General features: G+C 65.1%; 20 protein-coding genes and 3 rRNA genes. 2 read left to right on the top strand and 21 right to left on the bottom strand.

Annotation, left to right across the window (positions count from 1 at the left end):
• Positions 1–92: 92 nt before the first annotated feature.
• The 3 genes from rrf to ACH46_RS07290 form a co-directional block, all read right to left on the bottom strand.
• Positions 93–209 (bottom strand): 5S ribosomal RNA (rrf, locus tag ACH46_RS07300).
• A gap of 135 nt (positions 210–344) precedes the next feature.
• A 23S ribosomal RNA gene (locus tag ACH46_RS07295) occupies positions 345–3,483 on the bottom strand.
• Between the two features lie 375 nt (positions 3,484–3,858).
• Positions 3,859–5,379: ribosomal RNA gene (locus tag ACH46_RS07290) — 16S ribosomal RNA — on the bottom strand.
• The 16S, 23S and 5S rRNA genes sit together here, the layout of an rRNA operon.
• A gap of 444 nt (positions 5,380–5,823) precedes the next feature.
• Between ACH46_RS07290 and mftM the strand changes: the two genes are divergently transcribed.
• Positions 5,824–6,702, top strand: coding sequence for a mycofactocin oligosaccharide methyltransferase MftM (mftM, locus tag ACH46_RS07285; protein ID WP_226995794.1), 879 nt, complete (start codon positions 5,824–5,826; stop codon positions 6,700–6,702).
• A 12-nt stretch (positions 6,703–6,714) separates the two neighbouring features.
• On the opposite strand, the gene ACH46_RS07280 is transcribed toward mftM, so the two are convergent.
• From ACH46_RS07280 to murA, 7 genes are all read right to left on the bottom strand, one after another.
• The gene (locus ACH46_RS07280) at positions 6,715–7,389 is read right to left on the bottom strand and encodes a MadR family response regulator transcription factor (RefSeq protein WP_062392326.1); all 675 of its coding nucleotides are present in this window, start codon (positions 7,387–7,389) and stop codon (positions 6,715–6,717) included.
• Positions 7,389–8,729: a MadS family sensor histidine kinase gene (locus tag ACH46_RS07275; protein WP_062392325.1), complete on the bottom strand. Its 1,341-nt coding sequence runs from the start codon at positions 8,727–8,729 to the stop codon at positions 7,389–7,391. Before ACH46_RS07275 ends, ACH46_RS07280 begins: the two co-directional genes overlap by 1 nt.
• Before the next feature lie 2 nt (positions 8,730–8,731).
• Positions 8,732–9,916, bottom strand: a complete 1,185-nt coding sequence (locus ACH46_RS07270; RefSeq protein ID WP_062395105.1) for an iron-containing alcohol dehydrogenase — start codon at positions 9,914–9,916, stop codon at positions 8,732–8,734.
• Between the two features lie 62 nt (positions 9,917–9,978).
• The gene (gene madC / locus ACH46_RS07265) at positions 9,979–11,487 is read right to left on the bottom strand and encodes a MadC family VWA domain-containing protein (protein WP_062392324.1); all 1,509 of its coding nucleotides are present in this window, start codon (positions 11,485–11,487) and stop codon (positions 9,979–9,981) included.
• Positions 11,484–12,542 carry a MadB family AAA-type ATPase gene (locus ACH46_RS07260; RefSeq protein ID WP_062392323.1) on the bottom strand — a complete coding sequence of 353 codons (1,059 nt, stop codon included), beginning with the start codon at positions 12,540–12,542 and terminating at the stop codon, positions 11,484–11,486. Before ACH46_RS07260 ends, madC begins: the two co-directional genes overlap by 4 nt.
• A 5-nt stretch (positions 12,543–12,547) precedes the next feature.
• Positions 12,548–13,819: an NDMA-dependent methanol dehydrogenase gene (mdo, locus tag ACH46_RS07255; protein WP_062392322.1), complete on the bottom strand. Its 1,272-nt coding sequence runs from the start codon at positions 13,817–13,819 to the stop codon at positions 12,548–12,550.
• A 194-nt stretch (positions 13,820–14,013) separates the two neighbouring features.
• Positions 14,014–15,282 carry a UDP-N-acetylglucosamine 1-carboxyvinyltransferase gene (murA, locus tag ACH46_RS07250; RefSeq protein WP_062395103.1) on the bottom strand — a complete coding sequence of 423 codons (1,269 nt, stop codon included), beginning with the start codon at positions 15,280–15,282 and terminating at the stop codon, positions 14,014–14,016.
• Between the two features lie 38 nt (positions 15,283–15,320).
• Here murA and ACH46_RS07245 point away from each other — a divergent pair, with 38 nt between their 5' ends.
• Positions 15,321–15,935: a cob(I)yrinic acid a,c-diamide adenosyltransferase gene (locus tag ACH46_RS07245; protein WP_062392321.1), complete on the top strand. Its 615-nt coding sequence runs from the start codon at positions 15,321–15,323 to the stop codon at positions 15,933–15,935.
• Between the two features lie 9 nt (positions 15,936–15,944).
• On the opposite strand, the gene ACH46_RS07240 is transcribed toward ACH46_RS07245, so the two are convergent.
• The 11 genes from ACH46_RS07240 to ACH46_RS07190 all read right to left on the bottom strand — a co-directional run bounded on the left by ACH46_RS07240 (position 15,945) and on the right by ACH46_RS07190 (position 25,743).
• Complete coding sequence (locus ACH46_RS07240) at positions 15,945–16,385, bottom strand: DUF2550 domain-containing protein (RefSeq protein ID WP_226995793.1); 441 nt, start codon at positions 16,383–16,385, stop codon at positions 15,945–15,947.
• Between the two features lie 168 nt (positions 16,386–16,553).
• Positions 16,554–16,931: a F0F1 ATP synthase subunit epsilon gene (locus ACH46_RS07235; protein WP_062392319.1), complete on the bottom strand. Its 378-nt coding sequence runs from the start codon at positions 16,929–16,931 to the stop codon at positions 16,554–16,556.
• A 9-nt stretch (positions 16,932–16,940) separates the two neighbouring features.
• Positions 16,941–18,389 carry a F0F1 ATP synthase subunit beta gene (gene atpD / locus ACH46_RS07230; protein ID WP_062392318.1) on the bottom strand — a complete coding sequence of 483 codons (1,449 nt, stop codon included), beginning with the start codon at positions 18,387–18,389 and terminating at the stop codon, positions 16,941–16,943.
• 40 nt (positions 18,390–18,429) lie between these two features.
• Positions 18,430–19,395, bottom strand: a complete 966-nt coding sequence (locus tag ACH46_RS07225) for a F0F1 ATP synthase subunit gamma (RefSeq protein WP_062392317.1) — start codon at positions 19,393–19,395, stop codon at positions 18,430–18,432.
• A 1-nt stretch (position 19,396) separates the two neighbouring features.
• Positions 19,397–21,031, bottom strand: coding sequence for a F0F1 ATP synthase subunit alpha (gene atpA / locus ACH46_RS07220; RefSeq protein WP_062392316.1), 1,635 nt, complete (start codon positions 21,029–21,031; stop codon positions 19,397–19,399).
• Positions 21,032–21,130: 99 nt separating this feature from the next.
• Entirely contained in the window at positions 21,131–21,937 is an 807-nt protein-coding gene (locus ACH46_RS07215) for a F0F1 ATP synthase subunit delta (protein WP_062392315.1), read from the bottom strand.
• A 136-nt stretch (positions 21,938–22,073) separates the two neighbouring features.
• A complete protein-coding gene (locus ACH46_RS07210) occupies positions 22,074–22,622 on the bottom strand; it encodes a F0F1 ATP synthase subunit B (protein WP_062392314.1) in 549 nt (182 codons plus the stop codon).
• A gap of 16 nt (positions 22,623–22,638) precedes the next feature.
• Positions 22,639–22,884, bottom strand: coding sequence for an ATP synthase F0 subunit C (locus tag ACH46_RS07205; protein WP_062392313.1), 246 nt, complete (start codon positions 22,882–22,884; stop codon positions 22,639–22,641).
• Positions 22,885–22,995: 111 nt separating this feature from the next.
• Positions 22,996–23,853 carry a F0F1 ATP synthase subunit A gene (gene atpB, locus ACH46_RS07200; protein ID WP_082399474.1) on the bottom strand — a complete coding sequence of 286 codons (858 nt, stop codon included), beginning with the start codon at positions 23,851–23,853 and terminating at the stop codon, positions 22,996–22,998.
• 189 nt (positions 23,854–24,042) lie between these two features.
• The gene (locus ACH46_RS07195; protein ID WP_062392312.1) at positions 24,043–24,558 is read right to left on the bottom strand and encodes a hypothetical protein; all 516 of its coding nucleotides are present in this window, start codon (positions 24,556–24,558) and stop codon (positions 24,043–24,045) included.
• 27 nt (positions 24,559–24,585) lie between these two features.
• Positions 24,586–25,743, bottom strand: a complete 1,158-nt coding sequence (locus ACH46_RS07190; RefSeq protein WP_062392311.1) for an MraY family glycosyltransferase — start codon at positions 25,741–25,743, stop codon at positions 24,586–24,588.
• Positions 25,744–25,745: the final 2 nt, after the last annotated feature.

Genomic DNA, 25,745 nt, shown 5'->3' with positions numbered 1-25,745 from the left:
AGCGACGTCGAGTATCGAGACCGCCGCCGGCTGGGTCCAGATACGAGGAAAGCCCCTGACCAACGTCGTGGTCAGGGGCTTCCTGAAATTGTGTTCGGCGGTGTCCTACTCTCCCACACCCATTACAGTGCAGTACCATCGGCGCAGGTGGGCTTAGCTTCCGGGTTCGGAATGGGACCGGGCGTTTCCCCACCGCTATAGCCGCCGTAACTCTATGAAACTATCCACCCAACCCCACACGGGGATTGGTGTGTTGTTTCAGAAGTACATAGTGGATGCGCGAACCTATGATTGTGCGTCGTCAACTCCGACTCACCAATCCTTGAAAAATGGTGGTGAGTGTTGTTGGTAAGTCCTCGGCCGATTAGTACCAGTCACCTGAACACATTACTGTGCTTACAGTTCTGGCCTATCAACCCCATAGTCTGTAGGGGGCCTTACCCCACCCAAAGGGTGGGTGAGAAACCTCATCTTGGAACAGGCTTCCCGCTTAGATGCTTTCAGCGGTTATCCCTTCCGAACGTAGCTAACCAGCAGTGCTCCTGGCGGAACAACTGGCACACCAGAGGTTCGTCCGTCCCGGTCCTCTCGTACTAGGGACAGGATTCCTCAAGTTTCTAGACGCGCGCGGCGGATAGAGACCGAACTGTCTCACGACGTTCTAAACCCAGCTCGCGTGCCGCTTTAATGGGCGAACAGCCCAACCCTTGGGACCTACTCCAGCCCCAGGATGCGACGAGCCGACATCGAGGTGCCAAACCATCCCGTCGATATGGACTCTTGGGGAAGATCAGCCTGTTATCCCCGGGGTACCTTTTATCCGTTGAGCGACACCGCTTCCACTTGCCGGTGCCGGATCACTAGTCCCGACTTTCGTCCCTGCTCGACATGTACGTCTCACAGTCAAGCTCCCTTGTGCACTTACACTCAACACCTGATTGCCATCCAGGCTGAGGGAACCTTTGGGCGCCTCCGTTACACTTTAGGAGGCAACCGCCCCAGTTAAACTACCCACCAGGCACTGTCCCTGAACCCGATCAGGGTCCGAGGTTAGAAGCCCAATACGATCAGAGTGGTATTTCAACAACGACTCCACCAACACTAGCGTGCCGGCTTCACAGTCTCCCACCTATCCTACACAAACCGCACCGAACACCAATACCAAGCTATAGTGAAGGTCCCGGGGTCTTTTCGTCCTGCCGCGCGTAACGAGCATCTTTACTCGTACTGCAATTTCGCCGAGCCTGTGGTTGAGACAGCAGAGAAGTCGTTACGCCATTCGTGCAGGTCGGAACTTACCCGACAAGGAATTTCGCTACCTTAGGATGGTTATAGTTACCACCGCCGTTTACTGGGGCTTAAATTCTCAGCTTCACCAACAAAGTTGATTAACCGGTCCTCTTAACCTTCCAGCACCGGGCAGGCGTCAGTCCGTATACATCGTCTTACGACTTCGCACGGACCTGTGTTTTTAGTAAACAGTCGCTTCTCTCTGGTCTCTGCGACCACCACCAGCTCAGACAGAAAATGTCGTCACCGATCGTGGTCCCCCTTCTCCCGAAGTTACGGGGGCAATTTGCCGAGTTCCTTAACCACAGTTCACTCGATCGCCTTAGTATTCTCTACCTGACCACCTGTGTCGGTTTGGGGTACGGGCCGTGTACCAACTCACTAGAGGCTTTTCTCGACAGCATAGGATCACCGAATTCACCTCAACGGCTACGCATCACCTCTCAGGATATGTGAGACACGGATTTGCCTATGTCTCTCCCTACAGGCTTACACCAACTATTCCATCAGTTGGCCCAGCTACCTTCCTGCGTCACCCCATCGCTTGACTACTACACCCAAGGTCCCACGCAGCCACCATCAGAGAAATCCGAAGAAATCAAAAACGGCTTTTGGATGGTTAGTACAGATGATTCATCACTGGGCGCGGATACACGGGTACGGGAATATCAACCCGTTGTCCATCGACTACGCCTGTCGGCCTCGCCTTAGGTCCCGACTCACCCTGGGCGGATTAACCTGGCCCAGGAACCCTTGGTCATCCGGCGGACAAGTTTCTCACTTGTCTTTCGCTACTCATGCCTGCATTCTCACTCCCACACCCTCCACAACTGGATCACTCCGCTGCTTCCACGGATGCAGGACGCTCCCCTACCCACCCACACCACTAGACAACACCCCAAAGGGTGAAGCCGATGAAATGTGTGAGTGCCGCGGCTTCGGCGGTGTACTTGAGCCCCGCTAAATTGTCGGCGCAGGATCACTTGACCAGTGAGCTATTACGCACTCTTTCAAGGGTGGCTGCTTCTAAGCCAACCTCCTGGTTGTCTCAGCAACCCCACATCCTTTTCCACTTAGTACACGCTTAGGGGCCTTAGCCGGCGATCTGGGCTGTTTCCCTCTCGACTACGGAGCTTATCCCCCGCAGTCTCACTGCCACGCTCTCACTTACCGGCATTCGGAGTTTGGCTGACGTCAGTAACCTAGTAGGGCCCATCGGCCATCCAGTAGCTCTACCTCCAGTAAGAAACACGCAACGCTGCACCTAAATGCATTTCGGGGAGAACCAGCTATCACGGAGTTTGATTGGCCTTTCACCCCTACCCACAACTCATCCCCTCCATTTTCAACTGAAGTGGGTTCGGGCCTCCACAAAGTCTTACCTCTGCTTCACCCTGGCCATGGGTAGATCACTCCGCTTCGGGTCTAGACCCAGCGACTCAAACGCCCTATTCAGACTCGCTTTCGCTACGGCTACCCCACACGGGTTAACCTCGCCACTGAGCACTAACTCGCAGGCTCATTCTTCAAAAGGCACGCCATCACCCCAACACCAAAAGTGCAAGGCTCTGACGGATTGTAAGCGTCCGGTTTCAGGTACTATTTCACTCCCCTCCCGGGGTACTTTTCACCTTTCCCTCACGGTACTAGTCCGCTATCGGTCACCAGAAAGTATTTAGGCTTACCGGGTGGTCCCGGCAGATTCACAGCAGATTCCACGAGCCCGCTGCTACTTGGGAAAAATCGAAGCCAGTCACCATGCTTTCAGTTACGGGACTCTCACCCACTACGGCAGACCATTCCAGGCCACTTCACCTAACATAATGATTTATCACTGACCGGATGTCCGGTAGAACACCCAACGATCACCCCACAACCCCACACGCACAACCCCTACCGAGTATCACATACGCATGGTTTAGCCTCATCCGCTTTCGCTCGCCACTACTCACGGAATCACATTTTGTTTTCTCTTCCTGTGGGTACTGAGATGTTTCACTTCCCCACGTTCCCTCCACACCCGCTATACATTCACAGGTGGGTAACACGACATCACTCGTGCTGGGTTTCCCCATTCGGACACCCTCGGATCACAGCTCGTTTGACAACTCCCCGAGGACTATCGCGGCCTACCACGTCCTTCATCGGCTCCTGGTACCAAGGCATCCACCGAACGCCCTAAAACACTTACAACAACACCCACAAACACACCCCCACCAACCACCACAAAGCCGGCAAGGCGCGAATGTGGACACCATTCAAAACAAAAAATCATTCATACAACCCGAACACTAAGACTCGAATCGCACAAACCAGAATCGAAATTGCAGAACACACAACCCAACCGAAAGTTGGGCTAGATGCTCGCATCCACTATGCACTTCTCAAACAACACACACCCACCAACCCCAACACGTTCACCAGTCTCGTCACCGAGACCAGACCACCACCAACCGCAAACATATTGTCTCCGGCCGGCATCATGATGGTTTCTTGTGTTTCACCCATGAACAAACACCAACCCGATGCGCATTCGGCACCAGCGTTGGAGTGTTGTTTGCTCCTTAGAAAGGAGGTGATCCAGCCGCACCTTCCGGTACGGCTACCTTGTTACGACTTCGTCCCAATCGCCGATCCCACCTTCGACAGCTCCCTCCCACAAGGGGTTAGGCCACCGGCTTCGGGTGTTACCGACTTTCATGACGTGACGGGCGGTGTGTACAAGGCCCGGGAACGTATTCACCGCAGCGTTGCTGATCTGCGATTACTAGCGACTCCGACTTCATGGGGTCGAGTTGCAGACCCCAATCCGAACTGAGACGCGCTTTAAGGGATTCGCTCCACCTTACGGTCTCGCAGCCCTCTGTACGCGCCATTGTAGCATGTGTGAAGCCCTGGACATAAGGGGCATGATGACTTGACGTCATCCCCACCTTCCTCCGAGTTGACCCCGGCAGTCTCCTGCAAGTCCCCGGCATAACCCGCTGGCAATACAGGACAAGGGTTGCGCTCGTTGCGGGACTTAACCCAACATCTCACGACACGAGCTGACGACAGCCATGCACCACCTGTACACCAACCACAAGGGAACAGCCATCTCTGACTGCGTCTGGTGTATGTCAAACCCAGGTAAGGTTCTTCGCGTTGCATCGAATTAATCCACATGCTCCGCCGCTTGTGCGGGCCCCCGTCAATTCCTTTGAGTTTTAGCCTTGCGGCCGTACTCCCCAGGCGGGGTACTTAATGCGTTAGCTACGGCACGGAACTCGTGAAATGAGCCCCACACCTAGTACCCACCGTTTACGGCGTGGACTACCAGGGTATCTAATCCTGTTCGCTCCCCACGCTTTCGCTCCTCAGCGTCAGTTACTACCCAGAGACCCGCCTTCGCCACCGGTGTTCCTCCTGATATCTGCGCATTTCACCGCTACACCAGGAATTCCAGTCTCCCCTGTAGTACTCAAGTCTGCCCGTATCGCCTGCACGCCTGCAATTGAGTTGCAGAATTTCACAGACGACGCGACAAACCGCCTACGAGCTCTTTACGCCCAGTAATTCCGGACAACGCTCGCACCCTACGTATTACCGCGGCTGCTGGCACGTAGTTGGCCGGTGCTTCTTCTCCAGGTACCGTCACTTGCGCTTCGTCCCTGGCGAAAGAGGTTTACAACCCGAAGGCCGTCATCCCTCACGCGGCGTCGCTGCATCAGGCTTGCGCCCATTGTGCAATATTCCCCACTGCTGCCTCCCGTAGGAGTCTGGGCCGTGTCTCAGTCCCAGTGTGGCCGATCACCCTCTCAGGTCGGCTACCCGTCGTCGCCTTGGTAGGCCATTACCCCACCAACAAGCTGATAGGCCGCGGGCCCATCCCAAACCGCAAAAGCTTTCCACCCCACACCATGCGATGCGAGGTCATATCCGGTATTAGACCCAGTTTCCCAGGCTTATCCCAGAGTTCAGGGCAGATCACCCACGTGTTACTCACCCGTTCGCCACTCGAGTACCCCCGAAGGGGCCTTTCCGTTCGACTTGCATGTGTTAAGCACGCCGCCAGCGTTCGTCCTGAGCCAGGATCAAACTCTCCAACAAAAAATGCAGAAACAAAAGTTTCAACACAAAGCCAGAAAAATAGAACCTGACCAAACAGACATCTGTAGTTATAACGTCGATCTCCCCGTCTCCGAGGCGACCTTTCCAACCTACCAGGCCGGAACAATCCCCGCAAACCGCACCGCTCCGAACCTCCGTGAAGAAGAACAGGAACTCCGCGATGTGCAGGACCGCTACTCTACCCGGCCGACCGGAACGAGTGCAACTCGCCGCCGTGACCGGGCTTTTCACCGCCAGCGCCTGTCGCGCTGACCTGGAATAAGTTACGCACGTCCGTCCGGAAGGTCAAATCGCCTGGTCGATCAAGCGACTGCCGCGCGCCGTGGCGGTACCGAACGGGCGGGCGCGGAACTGTCCTTTCGGCCAGTGGAACCGCCCCGTCGGCCAGTTACCGCAGGTCATGCGGACTCATAGCGTCAGAGCATGAGCACACTGCTGACCGATCGCCTGCTGCGCGATCCCCTGCTGGGCGATCCACTGTCTGCGGGTTCTCGAACCGCGATGATCGTTCGCCGTTTCGGCGACCTCGAGCTGAACGACCGCGCGAACGAGTACCAGCTGTCCGGCCGGCTCCGGTGGCGTCGTTCCGGCGACACCGTCGAGCTGGTCCACTCCTACTCCCCCGCCGACATCAGCGATTCGGTCGTCGTCTCCGAACTGTCCGCATTGGTCGAGCAGGGAGTCATCGCAGGCAGAGACGACTTCGAAGCGGCGGCGGTCAGCCTCATCACCAGCGTCGGCCCCGATCCTCGTGCCTCATGGCGAGCGTTCTATGCCAACTCGGTGGCCGAGCTGCGCTTCGGATCCGTCCCGTTCAGTCCCATCCATCGGCGGGCGCGGTCGCTCATCGACGGCGACTCCGTCCTCGAGGTCGGGTGTTGTTTCGGGTTCTTCGCTCTGCAGTGCGCGGGAGCCGGCCTGAGGGTGACCGCCACCGACATCTGTGCCGGGGCCCTCGAACTGCTCGACGACGCGTCGACGGAGCTCCGCTTACCCGTAGCGACCCGCGTCGGCGACGTTCGCGCCCTGCCGTTCGCGGACGACAGTTTCGACACAGTGACACTTCTGCATCTGTTGGAGCACCTGGAACCGTGCGACGTGCACACAGCGATCGCCGAATCCTGCCGGGTCGCCCGGAGACGCGTCGTGATCGCCGTACCCTACGAGGAGAAGGCGAGCCCGCACTTCGGGCATCTGCGGACGGTCTGCGAAGACGACCTGCGCGACTGGGCGTCTGCGGTGGCAGGGCCGAGTCGGATCTTCGCCGACCACGGCGGGTGGCTCGTGATCGATCCGGAGTAGGTGCGGGGCCGGTCAGATCAGGCCGCGCTTACTGGCCACGTAGACGGCGTCGGTGCGCTTGGTGACGCCGAGTTTGCGGATCACGTTCCGGATGTGGAACTTGACGGTCGATTCCGAGATGAAGAGGGTCCCGCCGATCTGAGCGTTGGACTTGCCGTCGGCGAGGAGCTTCAACACCTGGCGCTCGCGGTCGGTGAGGTCGGCGGCCACGTTGTGCTCCCCCGACACCGTGCGCAGCACGATCGCGGCGCTGCGCGGGTCGAAGGCGCTGCCGCCGGTCGAGACGGTGCGGATGGCGCGGATCAGCTCGGTGGTGTCGACGTCCTTGACGACATAGCCGCGTGCGCCGGCCCTGACCGCGCGCACCACGACGTCGTCGTCGAGGAAGGTCGTGAGCACCAGCGTCGCGACGCGCGGATGGCGGTTGCTGATCTCCCGGATCAGGCGGAGCCCCTCGTACTCGGTCCCCGCCGTCAGCTTGAGATCCACCACGACCACGTCGGGTGCGCAGTGCGCGACTTCTGCCAGTGCGACGTCGAACGAACCCGCCTCCCCCACCACTGCGACGTCGTCGTCCCGATCGAGCAGGGCGCGCAGCCCCTCCCGCAGGAGCGCGTGGTCGTCGACGAGGACGGTGCGGATCGGCCTTCCCGCAGGTGGCGTCGGTGCCGGTGGACGTTGGTTCATCACGTCTCCTTGAGGGCGGCCGCTCCACGTGCGGAGTCGGCATCCAGATACGGCAGAACGGCAGCGATGCGAACCCCGCCGAGGCGTGACCTGCGGATCCGCAGGCTGCCGCCGAGTTCCTCGGCACGTGAGGCCATGTTGGCCAGTCCGCGATGGCGGCTCGCGGCGGGTTCGCCGGCTCGCGCGGCACGCAGAGTTCCACGCAAGGCGTCTGGGTCGCCGTGCCCGTCGTCGTCGACCCACAGCGTGACCTCACGCTCGGCATAACCGAAGGTCACCACGACTTCCGTGGCACCCGAGTGCACCGCGGCGTTGAAGAGCGACTCACCCGCGATGCGGAGAACGCCGTGCTGGACGTCGCCGGGAAGCTCGCGCGGTCGACCGCGAACCGTGACCGACGTCGTCGTCGTGGCCGGCATGTGGAGGGCGCACAGTTCGTCGAGGGTCTCGGCGATGCTCGTCATCGGCGCCCGCGCCTCGGAGAGCGTGTAGATCGCATTCCTCAGCTGTCCCATGGCGTCGCGCGTCAACCGGACGGCCTTGTCGAGGTGCTCGACGGCCGGGCCGGCGACGTCGCCGCGGCAGAGTTCCATCTGCAGTCCCGCCGACAGCACCGACTGTCCGACGGAGTCGTGGAGTTCGCGGGCGATCCGGGAGCGTTCGCCGTTCAGCAGCGCGGTTCGCTGGACCGCGGAGAGTTCCCGCTGGGTGCGAAGCAACTCCGCGTTCCGTTCCGCGAGCTCCTCGGCGCGTCGATTGGCTTCGGCGAACAGGCTCGCGTTCACCATCGCCACTGTGGCCTGACCGGCGAGGATGCGCAGCACCATGAGGTCGGCGGGGTCGACCACGGTGTCGTCCGGGGTCCACGCCGACAGGCCGCCGACGATGCTCCCGTCGAGTTCCACCGGCACGTGGATGTGGTGGTCTCCGACCAGTGGACCACGGAGCATCTCGTCCTCGCCGCGGAGCACGTCGTTGAGTCGGTTGAGCACCGGGTCGGGCAGGTCGGCCGGAGGCTGCGCGACGCTGGCGCCCTCGAACGCCATGATCTGGCCGTCGCCGGACGCGATGAGGTGACGCGGTCCGGTCTGCCCCAGGTGACCGTCGGCGAGTGCGAACAGCACCCACTCCGCGCCGAGGTGATCGCGGACCGTCTCGACCACCGCGATCACCAGGGCCTCCGGCCCGGACGCCGTCTGGACGAGTGCCTTCGAGATCCCCTCCAGCGCGGTCATCACCCGGCTCAGACGTGCGGTGGTCCCGCGGAACTCCGCGTAGTGGCCACCCTTGACAGTCCGCAGACCGACCAGTCGCGCGAGATCCGGCTCCGACGCGGCCACGACTAGAGCGCCTGTCGGTAGAGGTCCAGGATCCCGGACTCCTCCGGGCGGCGCGGATTGGTGATCATGCAGGAATCGGCCAGCGCATGCCGGGTCAGCAGATCCAGGTCGTCGGACCGGACACCCAGCGGGGTCAGCGTCTCCGGCATGCCGACCCGGTTCGCCAACCGTGCGACGGCGTCGGCGAGACGGTCCGCGACGGACTGCGGATCACCCGAGCTCTCGATCCCGACGGCCTCGGCGAGGCTCACGAAGTCGTCGGCGCACACGGTGGCGTTGTACCGGATGACGTGCGGCAGCAGCACCGAGTTGATGGTGCCGTGCGGTGCGTCGCAGTGACCGCCGACCGGGTGACTCATCGCGTGCGCCGCCCCGAGGATCGCGTTGGTGAACGCCATCCCCGCCCGGAGCGACGCCAGTGCCATCTCCTCCCCCGCGGCGCGGTCGGCCGGGTCGTCGACGAGTCGCTCCAGGTTGTTCCAGACCCCGGTCAGCGACTCCAGCGCCAGCGAGTCCGTCAGTCGCCCGTGGGCGAGTGACACGTAGGCCTCCACGCAGTGCGTCAGGGTGTCCATCCCCGCCTGGGCGGTCACCTCGGCCGGCGCCGTGGTCAGCAGGGTCGGATCGATGACGGTGACGTTCGGGACCAGGGTGCGTCCGATGATGGTGATCTTGGTGCGCCGGTCGGGATCGTTGATGATGCAGAACTGGGAGACGTCCGCGCCCGAGCCCGCCGTGGTCGGGATGGCGACGAGTGGTGGCAGCGGCCGTCGGACGCGGTCGATGCCCTCGTACTCCAGGATCAGCCCGCCGTTGGACGCGAGCACCGCGACGCCCTTCGCGGTGTCGATCACCGACCCGCCGCCGAGCGCGAGCAGTCCGTCGGCGCCGTGTGCGCGGTACGCCGCGAATCCGTCGGTCACCTCCCCCGCTCGCGGGTTCGGCGTCACGTCGACGTACGACGCGGGTTCCAGCCCCTCGGCGCGCAGGTCGTCGAGGAGCTGCCCGTACCACGGAGTGGCCTGCAGACGGCGGTCCGAGACCACCAGCGGCCTCCTGACACCGAGGCCGGCGGCAGCCGCCACCGCCTCCGGGAACGACCCCGGACCGACGACGATCTCCGGGGTGTGGAACTTCGCGACGCGATTGGTGGCCGGCCGTGGACCGCCGTCGCGACTCACGCCCATCCCGATCACTGCGGGTCCGCTCACTCCATCACCTCCACTGCTCTCAGCGACGGTACCGGTTCTCATCGCAGTGCCGCGCCGAGTTCGTCGCACCGCAGGAGGATCTCGGCGCCGTCGCGCGCACTGACCACACCGGCGCAGTGGTCCGCGTATTCGTCGAGCGCACAACCGGTTTGGCCCCAGTAGCGGGACGGCTCCGGCGTCAGCCACGCGACCCGGTACGCCCGACGGGCCAGGTCGGCGAACAGGTCGACGCGGGGGTCGAACGCATTGCTGCGGGCGTCGCCGACCACCAGCACGCTGGTCCGCCGTGAGACGAGGTCTCCGAAGCTCGCCAGGGTCTCGGTCCACACCCGCCCGTAGTCGCTGGTGGCCGCGAGGTCGAGGCCGTCAGCGGCCAGGACGGACGCCAGTGCGTCGCCCGACGTCGACGACCGCAACGCGGTGGTGACCAGAACCGGTCGGTCGACGAAGGCGATCACCTCGCACCGATCGCCGAAGCGGTGCAGCGTCTGCGCCAGACGCAGGATGAAGCCGGCGACGGGCCGGACCGACAGCGAGACGTCGACCATCACCAGCAGTCGTACCGGCCCGGGCACGGACCGCCGACGCCACAGGTGGACGGGGACACCGTCGGTCGCCACCGCCGCGCGCATCGTGGACCGCAGGTCCAGGCGGCCGGTGTCGGTCTCCCTCGGCACCCGACGCGGCGCACCGCGCATCCGCTGCACCAGCCGGTGGCAGGCACGGTCGATGTCCGCCTGATCGCGATGCGCCCCGGCGTCCTCGGTGTCGCCGCCGGGTCCCGGCGCGGCCGTCTCGAGCCGCTGTGACAGCGCGTCGACGAACCGCGACAGCGCGGCCTGCAGTGCCTGGCGCTGCGACTGGTCGAGCGCCGCGGTGTCGTCGACTCCCTCGGCCTCGTACGCCCGTCTGCCGTCGGTCGCGCCGAGCGCGCGGAGCAGGCTCGCCGCGTCGGCCAGCGACAGCGAGCCGCTCTCGACGCGTGCGCCGGTGCCGACCAGTTCCCCGACCTCCGCGGCCGCCGCGTGATCGACGTCGATGGTGTACGTCGCGCCGCTGCTCACGGGCGACGACTCGGTCGCGACCTGAAGTTCCTCCGCGCCGGAGGACACCGAGAAGTCGTCGTCCTCCCGGTGCGAGCTCTCCCCGGTCCGCTCGGTCGCGTCAGGGTCGTCGATCATCAGGTCGCCGATCTCCGAGGTGTGCTCATCGGCGCCGATCATCCGTCCGGCGCCGGCGAAGTCGTCGTCCCAGTCGACGTCGTCGGGGAGATCGTTGACGACGGTCCGGACCGCGGCCGCTCCCCGCTCGTCGGCGGGCGGTTCGGCGAGGCCGAAGTAGACGTCGAAGGCCAGGTCGAACAACGGCTGCTCGTGCCCGTACTTGACGCCGACGCACCGCAGCCCCGACCTGAGGCGATCGAGATCGTCGGCGCCCATGATCGCCATGACGCGTCGGATCTCGATCACCTCGGCGGGTGAGGCCGGGACGCCGAACGCGCGGAGTGCACCGCCGAAGGCGACGGCGAGTCCGTCGAGGACGCTCATCGTCGGGCTCCGGCTCCCGCCCGGCTCCGTGCCGCGCCGAACGCCGACGCCGTCGAGGTTCCGGCGCCCGCGGTGCTCGACGACCGCGCCGCCGCGGTCGGCGCGAGCGAGCGTCGCACCTGGTCGAGGTCGGTGCCGAACTTCACCAGCAACGACATGAGCGCGCCGTCCGCGGTCAGATCGACGGGCGCGTCGCCGCCGGCGTCCTGCCGGGTGAGCAGGGATGCGGCTCGTGCGGCGTCGATGACTTCGGCGATCGACGGACTCTTCCGCAGCGGCAGCTCGCGCAGTCGGCGGGCCAGGTCGACGACGTCGGCGATCACCGACGGCTCCACGTCGGGAGCCCGCACCGCGACGATCTGCTCCTCCCGTTCGACGGTCGGATAGTCCACCTGGAAGTGGAGGCAGCGACGCTTCAGTGCAGGTGAGAGCTCCCTGGTGTCGTTGGAGGTGAGGATGACCCACGGGACCGACCGGGCGGTGAAGGTCCCCAGTTCGGGAACCGTCACCTGGCGTTCGGCGAGGACTTCCAGCATCACCGCCTCCATGGCCTCGTCGGTGCGGTCGATCTCGTCGACGAGAAGCACCGTCGGAGCGGTCGAGACGATTGCTGCGAGGAGCGGGCGCGGCACCAGGAAGTCCTCGGTGTACACACCGACATCCGTCCGGGCGAGTGCCGCGGACGCCGCCGACAGCGTCTCGTGTCCCGAGAGCTCGTCACTGATCCGATCGCGCAGCATCTGCACGTGCAGCAGCTGTCGGGCGTAATCCCATTCGTAGAGTGCCCGGGCGTCGTCGAGCCCCTCGTAGCACTGCAACCGGATCAGCTCGCGACCGGACGCGGCCGCCAACGCCTTGGCCAGTTCGGTCTTGCCGACGCCCGCAGGCCCCTCCAGCAGCAGCGGTCGTTCCAGAAGGGTCGCCAGGTGGAGCACCACGGCGAGGTCCGGCGCGATCAGATAGCCCTCGTTCGCCAGCGCGTCGGCGAGGTCGTCGACGGTGTCGAATCCGTTCTTCTCCGTTGCCACGGAGGTGCCTGCGAGTGCGTCGGTCATCGGTATCAGTAGCTTCCGGTCATGGCGTGACGGATCATCGGCAGCTGCGATTCGACGGTGCACTCGCGCGGGTTCGCCGGCGTGCACCAGTCCGCCATCATGTGCTCGGAGATGGTGCGGACCATCTCGTCGGACGTGTCGACGCTGTCGCCGCGACCGGCGTACTTCTCGGTGCCCATCCGGTTCTTCTGATAGGTGTCCGGGTGCACCGAGCCGAAGTTGTCGGGGATCCCGAGGTCCTTCGACAGGCGGATGGCGGCGTCGACGGCGGCGTCGGCCGCCTGCACCGTTGTCATGTTGCGGGTGTCGACGCCCATCAGCGGTGCCATCTCGGCGAACCGTTCGTAGCGGGCGGGCAGGTTGTACTCCCAGACGCGCGGCAGGGCGATCGCGTTGTTGAGGCCGTGGTGCAGGTCGAAGTAGGCGCTGATGGCGTGTGACATCGAGTGGATCTGACCGAGGCCGCCCGAGTTGAACGCCTGCGCGGCGATGTACTGCGCGTGCATCATGCCGGTTCGCGCCTCGAGGTTGTGCGGGTCGTAGACGGCGGTCGGCAGGTGCTTCGCGATCAACTCGATCGCGTATTTGGCATTGCCGAGCGACGGCGCGAAGTCCAGCCGGGACACCCACGGCTCACTCGCGTGCGCCAGGACGTCGAAGCCGCAGTAGGCGGTGAACTCCTGCGGGCACGAGTAGTACAGCAGCGGATCGTCCATCGCGAGGTCGACGAGGCAGGTGTCGTCGAAGGCGACCCACTTGTGCGGGTTGTCCATGTCGGACGTGTCGGTGATGACGTAGGCCCACGAGGTCTCCGAGCCCGTGCCCGCCGTCGTCGAGACTGCGATGTGCTTAGGGTTCTCCTTGTTGGTGGCCTTCGAGAAGCCCTCGAACTCGTTGATGTTGCGGCCGTCGTGCGCGATCACCATGCGCGCGCCCTTGGCCGCGTCGTGGCTGGATCCGCCGCCGACGGAGATGATGCCGTCGCACTTCTCCGACTGGTAGCGCGCCGCGGCGTCCATCGCGTTGGTGTCCTTGGGGTTGGACTGCACCTCGTCGAAGAGGACGACGTCCACACCCTGGTACTCGATCTTGCCGGTCAGCTCCTCGATGATCCCCGAACCGCGCAGGCCCGTCGTCATCAGCAGCACGCGCGTCATGCCGAGTTCCTTGGCCTCGACGCCCAGCATGTCGTGCGCGCCGACACCGAGCTTCGCCTTCGGGAACGGGTGGAACTCCTTGATCGGGAAGTCCCAGATCTGATTCAGCTCGATGGCCATGGGGTGAACTCCTTCGGTGAGGTGCGCGGCGCACTCGGCGCTGCTTGACTGTCCTCACCAGCGTGTTCCCCGTCACAGGGCCCCGACAAGAGTCCCTGACCCGGTGGGATCAGGTTGGGCCCGAGAGTTCAGTGCGGGGACCTGTCCCTTCGGTCAGGTCTACGGAATTGCGTCCGCCGGTTCCGTCCGCGGGATCAGTCGACCGGCGCGTCGGTCACGCGCTCGATACGACCGCCGAGGGCCGTCAGCTGCTCCTCGAAGTTCGGGTAGCCGCGGTCGATGTGCTCGACGTCGTGGACCTCGGTCACTCCGTCGGCCACCAGACCCGCCAGAACCAGTCCGACGCCTGCGCGGATGTCCGACGACCAGACGGGAGCGCTGGAGAGCTTCTCGACGCCGCGGATCACCGCGTGGTGGCCGTCGGTCCGTGCGTCGGCGCCCAACCGCACCATCTCCTCGACGAACCGGAATCGGGCCTCGAAGACGTTCTCGGTGATCATCGACATGCCCTCGGAGACGGTCGCGAGACCGATCGCCATCGGCTGCATGTCGGTCGGATAGCCGGGGTACGGCAGGGTCGCGGTGTTCACAGCCACCGGTCGTCCCTCTTGAACCACGCGGAAGCCGTCGTCGAACCGCTCCACGTCCGCGCCGGCGTCCTCGAGCTTCTTCAGCACCAGGCGCAAGTGGTCGGGGTCCACGCCACGGACCCGGATGTCGCCCTGCGTCATCGCGGCCGCCACACCCCAGGTTCCGGCGACGATGCGGTCGCCGACCACGTGGTGTCGAGTCGGCGTGAGGTCGGTGACGCCGTCGACGGTCAACGTCGGCGAGCCGACGCCGTCGATCCGCGCCCCCATCTGGATCAGCATCTCGCACAGGTCGATGATCTCCGGCTCGCGCGCCGCATTGTCGATCGTGGTCACACCGTCTGCCAGGACTGCCGCCATCAGGATGTTCTCGGTGGCACCCACCGAGGGGAACTCGAGGGCGATGGCCGCGCCGGTCAGGGTCTCCGCCGACGCGACGACACAGCCGTGTTCGATGGTGCTCTGCGCACCGAGGGCGCGAAGGCCCGCCTGGTGCATGTCGAGCGGCCGCGAGCCGATCGCGTCGCCGCCGGGCAGAGCGACCACCGCACGACGACGGCGGGCCATCAGCGGGCCGAGCACGCACACGGACGCCCGGAACTGCTTCACGGCGTCGAAGTCCGCGTGGAAGTCGGGTTCGGCGGGCACGTCGATCGTCACGACGTCGCCGTCGATCTCGACTTCGGCACCCAGGCCGCGCAAGACCTTGGCCATCAGTGGGACGTCGGCGATCTGCGGCGCGTTGGTCAGCACCGTACGACCTTCGGCCAGCAGCGCGGCGGCCATCAGCTTCAGAACGCTGTTCTTGGCGCCGTCGACGAAGACCTCGCCGACCAGTCGCGCCCCACCCGTAACCAAGTAGCGATCACTCACGCCCATCACCTTATCCGTGTCGAGTAACTTAGGCAGACATGGCAGTCCATATCACTCGCGTTTACACCCGCACCGGAGACGACGGGAGCACGGGCCTCTCCGACTTCTCGCGCGTCTCGAAAACCGACGCTCGCGTCGCCGCCTACGCCGACTGCGACGAGGCCAACGCGGCCATCGGTCTCGCGTTGACCGTCGGTGGTGAGGTCCCCGACGACATCGCGGCCGTGCTCACCACCGTTCAGAACGATCTGTTCGACGCCGGGGCCGATCTGGCGATGCCGATCGTCGAGGACCCCAAGTACCCGCCGCTGCGTATCCAGCCCGCCTACATCGACGCGCTGGAGACCTGGTGCGACGCCTTCGGCGAGGAGATCGCGCCCCTCGACTCGTTCATCCTGCCGGGCGGCACTCCCCTGTCCGCGTTCCTGCACCAGGCGCGCACCGTGGTCCGGCGGGCCGAGCGCAGCGCTTGGGCGGCGATCAACGAGAATCCCGACAACACCGAGGTGCTGCCGGCCAAGTATCTGAATCGCCTGTCGGATCTGCTGTTCATCCTCGCCCGCGTCGCGAACGTCCGCGCGGGCGGCAGCGATGTGAAGTGGGTGCCGGGCGGCGAACGTCAGCGGCCCGAGCAGCCGCCCTTCACGCAGTAGGGACCGTGCTCACGCGGCGGGTCGGCGGCGCGCCCGCCGCGGCTGCCGTGCCTCGATCCAGGACTGGAACGCGGTGTGCACCTCGGGGCTCATCCCCATCTCGTACCGACCGCCCTTGCCCGACCGCCCGATCGCCAATTCGATGACGGAGTCCTCGGGCTCCATGATCTCCAGCTCGGTTCCGACCGGTGCCCGTCGACCGACGATCTCGATCCGACGGCGCGACAGACTCACCGTGGGGCCGGGGCGCAGTGAACTGAGCCGGTAATACGCCAGGGCGTCCTCACCGTAATGCACGGCACCGTGGCGCCAGCCGTGGTCGGCTTCCGCGGGCAGCGCGCGCAGCAGCACCGGGGTGCCCGCGCGCTTCACCTCCATGAGTCGGTACATGACACCGGCCGCGATCAGAATCGCCGCGATCACGACCGCGACGATCATCCATACCCACATCGGCAATCCGATCAACCTCCTCACAAGCAGGTATACACCACCGCACCTGGCCTCCTCCTGAGACGAGGCCCGGGGGTGATCGAACAGACGACAAGAGCCGCCCTGCTCAGCAGGACGGCTCTCGTCGTCTTCATCAGATCTCTGCGTCGATCAGTCGCAGTGCCTGCGTCAGCTCACAGCTTCCACTGCGCGGACGCGGGACTTGGCGTGCAGGTAGTCGTCGCTACCGGGCTCGGCCGACTCAAGGACGGCGCGCTCTGCGGCGACGTCGATCTCCGAGGCGAACTGCGCGGCCTCGGCGAGCACCGTGATGGATTCGCCGGTGACGGACAGGAAGCCGCCCTGCACCGCGAACGCCGTCTGGTTGCCCGACGCCTCCGTCACCTTCACGAAGCCGCCGGGGGCGAGCTCGGCCAGCAACGGAGAATGGCCCGCGAGGATGCCGAGTTCACCCACCGTCGTCTGCGCGACGATGAAGGTGGCGTCTCCCGAGTACAGCTCGGAGTCCGGCGAGACGACCTCGAGTCGGAAAGTCTTGTCAGCCATGAGCAGCGACTACTTTCCGGCGATCTTCTTGGCAGCGGCCTCGACGTCGTCGAGTCCGCCGCAGCTGTTGAACGCCTGCTCGGGCAGGTGATCGAACTCGCCCTTGCACACGCGGTCGAAGGCGTCGATGGTCTCCGACAGCGGAACGACCGAACCGACCTGGCCGGTGAACTTCTCGGCGACCAGGAAGTTCTGGCCGAGGAACTTCTGCAGACGACGGGCCCGGTTGACCGTGACCTTGTCCTCTTCGGAGAGCTCGTCCATACCGAGGATGGCGATGATGTCCTGCAGTTCCTTGTACTTCTGCAGGATGCGCTTGACCTCGTTGGCGACGCGGAAGTGCTCGTCGCCGACGATCGAGGCCTCGAGGATGCGCGAGGTCGAGGTCAGCGGATCCACGGCCGGGTAGATGCCCAGCTGCGAGATCGGGCGCGAGAGCTCCGTGGTGGCGTCCAGGTGGGCGAAGGTGGTCGCCGGCGCCGGGTCCGTGTAGTCGTCGGCGGGGACGTAGATCGCCTGCAGCGAGGTGATCGAGCGGCCCTTGGTCGACGTGATGCGCTCCTGGAGCTCACCCATCTCGTCCGCCAGCGTCGGCTGGTAACCCACGGCCGAAGGCATGCGACCCAGCAGGGTCGAGACCTCGGAGCCGGCCTGGGTGAAGCGGAAGATGTTGTCGATGAAGAGCAGCACGTCCTGGTGCTGAACGTCACGGAAGTACTCGGCCATGGTCAGGGCCGAGAGAGCGACGCGCATACGCGTGCCCGGCGGCTCGTCCATCTGGCCGAACACCAACGCGGTGTCCTGGAGAACGCCCATCTCCTCCATCTCGAGGTGGAGGTCGGTGCCCTCACGGGTGCGCTCACCGACGCCGGCGAACACCGAGGTGCCGGAGAACTCGCGAGCGATACGGGTGATCATCTCCTGGATCAGCACGGTCTTGCCGACACCGGCACCACCGAACAGACCGATCTTGCCGCCCTTGACGTACGGGGTCAGCAGGTCGATGACCTTGATGCCGGTCTCGAGGATCTCGGTCTTGCCCTCGAGCTGATCGAAGGCCGGGGGCTTGCGGTGGATGCCCCACTGCTCGCCGTCGCGACCGGTGCCCGGTGCGTCCAGGCAGTCGCCCAGAGCGTTGAAGACGTGACCCTTGACGACGTCGCCGACGGGAACCGAGATCGGCTTGCCGGTGTCGACGACGGCCGCGCCGCGGACCAGGCCGTCGGTGGGCTGCATCGAGACGGTGCGGACCACGTTGTCGCCCAGGTGCTGGGCGACCTCGAGGGTCAGCGTCTTGGCGACCGACGGGAGGGTGATCTCCGCGTGGAGGGCGTTGAACAGGGCGGGGATGGCGCCGCGGGGGAACTCGACATCGACGACGGGGCCGATCACCCGGGCGACACGACCGGCGGTGGCCGAAGCGGCTCCCGCACTCGTGTCAGTGACTGCTGCAGTCATTGATTACTTCACTTTCCTTCAGGTGTGTCTTGTGTCGCGATCAGTTCGCCAGCGCCTCGACGCCGCCGACGATCTCGCTGATTTCCTGGGTGATCTGCGCCTGACGGGCCGCGTTGGCCTGACGGGACAGGGTCTTCTCGAGCTCGGTGGCGTTGTCGGTGGCCGCCTTCATGGCGGTGCGACGTGCCGCGTGCTCCGATGCCGACGACTCCAGCAACGCAGCGAAGATGCGCGAGGCGACGTACTTGGGCAGCAGGGCGTCGAGCAGTTCCTTGGCCTCGGGCTCGAACTCGACCTCCGGGCCGACGACCGCGTTCGCGTCGTCCTCGAGGATGTCGTCCCCCATCTTCAGCTGCTCGACCTCGAACTCGACGTCGATCGGCGCCATGCGGCGGACGACCGGCTTCTGGGTCAGCATCGAGACGAAGCGCGTGTACACGACGTGAAGCTCGTCCACGCCCTCGATGTCGGCCTGCTCTCCGTGGGCGCCGGGAAGCGGAACGCGCTCCCCCGAACCCGCGAGGAAGGAGTCCACCAGGTGGCGGACCGCTTCGGCGCTGTCGGAGAACTTCGGCTGCTGCGAGAAGCCCGACCAGTTCGCTGCGACCGGACGATCGCGGAAGGTGTAGTAACCGAAGCCCTTGCGGCCCATCACGTACACCACCGGCTCCTTGCCCTCGCTGCGCAGCAGCGAAAGCAGTTCCTCGGTCTCCTTCAGCACGTTCGAGTTGTAGCCGCCGCACTGTCCGCTGTCGCTGGTGACGACCAGGACGGCGGCGCGACGGCGCGTCTCGCGCTCGACCAGCAGGGGGCTGTCGAGCGACGTCGAGGCGTTGGCCAGCGTCGTGACGACCCGGGTGATCTCCTTGGCGTAGGGGCGGGCGGCAGCCACGCGTCCCTGTGCCTTGGTGATCCGCGAGGTCGCGATCAGCTCTTGCGCTTTCGTGATCTTCTTCGTCGACTGAATCGACTTGATCCGCGAGCGCAGCTCCCGAATGGTTGCCATGTTACTTCTGCTTCTTGGTCACTTTGAGGGTCTCCGACTCGACGTCCTCAGCGGCCAGGGGGTCGGCTTCGACCTCGACGACACGCGTGCCGTCCGAGGCGATGAAGCCGGCCTTGAAGTTGTTGGTCGCGGTCGCCAGAGCGGCCTTGTCCTCGGCGGTCAGCTTCTTGCCGCCCGCGATGTTGCTGTACACGCCCTTGGCGGTGTGGTGCAGATCGCCGAGCAGCTCGGCCTCGAAGCGGCGGATGTCCGCGACCGGCACCGAGTCCATGAAGCCTTCGCCGCACAGGTACAGCGAGACGATCTGGTCTTCGACGGCGGCCGGGCTGTACTGGTCCTGCTTGAGCAGCTCCACCCAGCGGGCACCGCGCTCGAGCTGTGCCTTCGACGCGGCGTCGAGGTCCGAGGCGAAGGCCGAGAAGGCCTCCAGCTCACGGAACTGCGCGAGCTCCAGACGCAGCGAACCGGAGACGTCCTTGAGACCCTTGGTCTGGGCGGCGCCACCGACGCGCGACACCGAGATGCCGACGTTGATCGCGGGGCGGACGCCCTTGTTGAACAGGTCCGACTCCAGGAAGACCTGGCCGTCGGTGATCGAGATGACGTTGGTCGGGATGAACGCCGAGACGTCGTTGGCCTTGGTCTCGATGATCGGCAGGGCGGTCATCGAACCGCCGCCGAGGGCGTCGGACAGCTTGGCCGAACGCTCCAGCAGACGCGAGTGCAGGTAGAAGACGTCGCCGGGGTAAGCCTCGCGGCCCGGCGGGCGGCGCAGCAGCAGCGAGATGGCGCGGTAGGCCTCAGCCTGCTTCGACAGGTCGTCGAACACGATGAGGACGTGCTTGCCCTGGTACATCCAGTGCTGGCCGAGGGCCGAGCCGGTGTACGGGGCCAGCCACTTGAAGCCGGCGGAGTCGGACGCGGGAGCCGCGACGATGGTGGTGTACTCCATCGCGCCGGCCTCTTCCAGAGCCGACTTGACGCCGGCGATGGTCGAACCCTTCTGACCGACGGCGACGTAGATGCAGCGGACCTGCTTCTCCGGATCGCCGGTCGCCCAGTTGTCCTTCTGGTTCAGGATGGCGTCGATGCAGACCGCGGTCTTGCCGGTCTTGCGGTCGCCGATGATCAGCTGGCGCTGGCCGCGGCCGATGGCGGTCATGGCGTCGATGGCCTTGATGCCGGTGGCGAGGGACTCCTCGACGGGCTGACGCTCGAGGACCGAGGCCGCCTGCAGCTCGAGGACGCGGTCGCCCTCCGAGTCGATGGCGCCGAGGCCGTCGATCGGGGCGCCCAGCGGGTCGATGACGCGGCCGAGGAACTTGTCGCCGACCGGGACCGACAGCACGTTGCCGGTGCGCTTGACTTCCTGGCCCTCTTCGATGTTCTCCGAGTCGCCCAGGATGACGGCGCCGACCTCGTCCAGGTCGAGGTTCAGTGCGACGCCGCGGATGCCGCCGGGGAACTCCAGCAGCTCGTTGGCCATTGCACCGGGAAGGCCGGCGACGTGCGCGATGCCGTCACCGGTGTCGGTGACGGTGCCGATCTCTTCGCGCGCGGCCTGGCTGCCCACGTCTTGGGTGTAACTTGCGATCGCGCTCCGAATTTCATCGGAGGAGATGGTCAACTCCGCCATGTTCCTGCTCTTCCTGGCTTTCTGGTTCTTCGGTCTTTGGGAATCGTTCCGGCCGAGGAGTCGGCCAGATTCTTATGTACTGCTGAAGATGGTGGGTGGCTACCGGAGGCCGCGACGCAGCGTCGCGATCTTACCCGCAATGCTGCCGTCGATGCGCTCGTCACCGACACGGACCACAACGCCGCCGAGGAGCTCGGGGTCGATGTCGACGTGCAGGGTGACCGGGGCCGCGTAGATCTCCGAGAGCTGCGAGGCGAGCTTGCTTCGCTGCTCGCTCGACAGTTCGCCCGCGCTGGTGACGTAGGCGACCTTGCGGCCGTTGCTGGCTGCTGCCAGCTGCGACAGCTCGTCGATCGCATCGCCGGGGAGCTCGGCCGAGGTGGCGACCGCGTCCACGGCCAGCCGCTCGGTGATCGCGTCCACCTTGCCGTCGATCAGCGTGCGCAGGAGCGCGGTGCGATCGGCGGTGCTGCGGCTGCGATCCGAGAGCGCCTGCTCCAGGGCGTTGTCGCCCTTGATGACACGGGCCAGACGGAACAGCTCGTCTTCGACGGTGTCCGCCTTGTCGCCGGCCTTGGCCGCCAGCAGCAGGGCTTCGCGACCCAGCTGACGAAGACCCGAGACCAGCTCGGCATCGCTCGACCAGGACCGTGCCGCCGTCGAGGCGACGATGGTCCGCGTAGCGTCCGCGACCTTGCCCTGCAGAACCTTGTCCGCGAAGGCGGCCCGATGATCGGGCGCCGTCGCCGAGTCGGCCAGCGTGATGCGCAGCGTGCGGTCGGCGCCGACGGTGTCGGCCACCGTCAGCAGTTCGGTTCCGACGGTCGTCGCATCGGCTCCACGAAGGATGGTTTCCAGCTCGACGCGGGCCCCATCGAGGGCTTCACGGCTTGACGCTGCGTACATCTAGCTAACTTCCTTGTCTGGCGAGATCAGCAGTGTGCGCTCGCCTGGGTGTCGGCCGGCCTCGGATGTGGCGGCGCGACGGGTGGGAGTGACTCCTGCCCGATCGCTGACCCGCTCCATCCTCGCGTCCATCGATTTACTTCGCGGTCTCGTTCGACACACCGTCGAGCTCGGCGAGGAACCGGTTGACGGTGCCCTCCTGCTTGACGTTGTCCGACAGGGACTCACCGACCAGCTTCTCAGCCAGGTCGACCGACAGCTTGCCGAGATCGCCGCGCAGTTCGGAGACGACCTGCTGACGCTGCGCGTCGAGCTGGGCGTTGCCGTTGGCGATGATCCGATCGCTCTCGCTCGTGGCCTGAGCCTTCATGTCCGAGACGATCTGCGCACCCTGGGTGCGGGCCTCGTCACGGATGGCTGCCGCTTCCTCACGTGCACCGGCCAGCTGCTCGCGGTACGCCGCCAGCTGCTGTGCCGCCTCGGCCTGAGCGGCCTCGGCGCGGGCGATACCGCCCTCGATCGTGTCGCGACGCTCGTCGAGTGCCTTGCGGTACATCGGGATGACGTACTTCCAGAAGACGAAGAGGACGACGAGGAAGGCGACCAGCGACCACCAGATGTCGTACAGCGGCGGGATGAGCGGATTGTCCGCCGGGTTCGCCGCGAGAATCTGTTCGTTGATCATTGCTGTCGTCTCTCGATCAGAAGATGAAGCCGGCGACGATACCGATCAGCGCCAGTGCCTCAGAGAGTGCGATGCCCAGGAACATGGTGGCGCGGATCTGGCCGGCCAGCTCGGGCTGACGGGCGATGCCCTCGATGGCCTTGCCGGCGACGATGCCGACGCCGATGCCGGGGCCGATGGCTGCGAGGCCGTAACCGATGGCACCGAAGCCGGAGCCTTCGATGGTGTTGTCGGCAGCGAGGGTCTGGGCGATGAAGCTCATCTTGCGATTCCCTTTCTTGGTGGCTCCCCGCCCGGTCGGACGAGTGAGTCAGTTTGTGTCGGTCCCGCGTCGGTGCAGGTCCGAAGACTTGTTTGGTTGATCAGTGGTCGTCTAGTGCGACGCGGCGTGGATCGACTTGTCGATGTAGACCGCGGTCAGCAGCGCGAAGATGTAGGCCTGCAGCGCGATGACCAGCAGCTCGAAGAAGGTGAAGCCGACGGCCGCGAGCAGCGAGCCCACACCGGCGACGGTCCAGATCCCGCTCTGCTCGATGATGAAGTACTGGGTGGCGCCGAAGAACAGGGCCAGCATCATGTGACCGGACAGCATGTTGGCCATGAGTCGAACGGTCAGGGTGAAGGGCTGAAGGATGAAGGTCGAGGCGAACTCGATCGGGATCAGCAGGAAGTGGATCGGCAGCGGCACGCCCGGGAGAACCGTGGTGGCCTTGATGTAGCCGAAGAAGCCGTACTTGGAGATGCCGACCCAGCAGTAGGTCACGTAGGCGACGAGGGCCATGACCAGCGGCATGCCGATGCGGGCGTTGGTCGAGATGTTCAGGACCGGAATGATCGACGTGATGTTCAGCATGATCGTGGCGAAGAAGATCGACGCGATCAGCGGGAGGTACTTGCGCCCCTCCTCCTTGCCGAGGATCTCTTCGCTGATGTTGATCCGCACCCAGTCGAGCATGCTCTCACCGATGTTCTGGAGCTTGCCCGGAATCACCTTGGGGTTGCGCAGCGCGAGTGCGAAGAAGAGTGCGACGAGCACTGCGACGACGAGGCGGATCAGCATGAGGCGGTCCATGCCCCACCACGCCGAGTCCTCCTGCGTTCCACCGAACAGCATCGTTGGGAAGAAGTCATCGATCTTCGGCGCGTGTTCGAAGGATCCTTCGGCGAGGATGGCGTTCAGCGTTCTCTCCCGTTCTCGGCTCCGCTCAGCCTCCCGGCCTACGGATTCCATCGGTCATTCCGCGAGGTGCTCGACGGCAGTTGAACTGCTTGTCGTTGCATCGACCCGCGGGAGCAGACTAGCAAGTCAGAAGCGTCTGCGACCAATCAGGGCCGCGTTTTCTTTCCGTGTTCGCACCTGCACGGTGTCTACTATCGCCTGTAGTAGCAGGTCAGGACACCCTTGGTGAGCCTGCTCACATCATTTGCGGTCGTTCGACTCTGGCGCAACGTAGACCTGACGCGTGGTCAGCACACCCCACAGTTCACTGCCGAGCACCAGGACGATGGCACCGATCAACATGCTGACCAGTGCACCCTTGTGATAGAAGGTCATGTCCTTCAGCACCGCTGTCACCGCGATGACGATGATGACCTTCACCAGGTAGCCGCCCATCAGCGCGCCCATCACCACCGTGGGCGAGGCCTTCGCGGTCAGCAGGATGGTGATGACGGTGATCAGGATGAAGCCGCCGCCGATCGCGGCGCCGATCAGCACGCCCCACAGTCCCGGCTCCCCCTTCCACGGCCACCAGATCAGCAGTCCGGCGACGAGAAGGATCCCGAGTCCTCGAACGCCGTACTTCAGGCCGGCGCGCAGCGGGGCCGCCGGGTCGGTGGCCTCGTCGATCGCCTCGAGGTCCACGTCAGCGGCAGCCGGGTCGGCGGCCGGCTCGTCGGCGGCGGGGGTCAGTTCGTTCTCGTCATTGGTCGACACGAGATATCAGGTTAGCGACGGAGCACGCTATCGGGCCAACCGGCGACGGATGCGCGGGGCGAAGGTCGCCACCAGGGCCACCAGGAGGCCGACGGCACCCACCGGCAGGACCACGGTGATCGGGAACAGCGTCCCGAGGGCCACCGTGAACGCCAGGACGCCCACCCACAGGTAGATGAGCAGGGCGACACGGCGCTGCGAGTGCCCCAGTTCCAGCAGCCGATGGTGCAGATGCATCTTGTCCGGGGTGTAGAAGCCGACACCCGCGCGGGTGCGACGGATCACCGCCATGATCATGTCGAGCATCGGGATGAACATGACCGCCGCGACCAGGATCAGCGGCGACAGCAGGGTGAACATGTCGGCCGGACCGTACGCGCTGCGGGCCACGCGGCCCGACGCACTCGTCGACGCCGCGGCGAGCATCAGGCCGATCAGCATGGCTCCGGAGTCGCCCATGAAGATCCGGGCGGGCGAGAAGTTGTGCGGCAGGAAGCCCGCGCAGGCGCCGGCCAGCGCGGCGGTGATCAGTGCGGGTGGGTAGTAGCTGACGTCGCCGCCCTGATCGTGCAGCAGGCCCAGCGAGAACAGGCAGATCGCGACGGCGGCGATGAGGCCGAGCCCGGCGGCCAGGCCGTCGAGCCCGTCGACGAAGTTGATGGCGTTGATGGTGGTGACCGTGATCGCGACGGTCAGCAGGCCTGCCTGCAGCGGATCGAGCACCACGGTGCCGATGTCGGCGAACGGCACGTACAGCAGGTACCAGCTGACGCCCATGATGACGAGGACGCCCGCGGCGGTCAGCTGGCCGACGAACTTCGTGAGGGCGTCCAGACCCCAGCGGTCGTCGACGATGCCGACCAGCACGATCACCAGACCCGCGGTGATGACCGCCAGCATGTCGTGCGTGTAGGAGAACCCGCGGTTCAGCGCCGGGAGCTGCGCGGCGAGACCGATCGCGCAGACGAAGCCGATGTACATTCCGACGCCGCCGAGACGGGGTGTCGGGATCACGTGGACGTCCCGCTGCCGCGGCACGGCGACCGCGCCGAACCGGACCGCGGACACCCGGACGAGGCCGGTGATGAAGTAGGTGATGCCTGCGGCGGCCAGACCGACCAGCGCCAACTCACGCAGCGGCACTCCGGCTCCGCCACTGGAGGACTCCAGCGCGTAACCCAGCACCG

Source organism: Gordonia phthalatica (genome assembly GCF_001305675.1).
Classification (GTDB): domain Bacteria; phylum Actinomycetota; class Actinomycetes; order Mycobacteriales; family Mycobacteriaceae; genus Gordonia; species Gordonia phthalatica.
The sequence above is the reverse complement of the archived record's forward strand: the minus strand, read 5'-3'. Positions and strand labels throughout refer to the sequence as shown.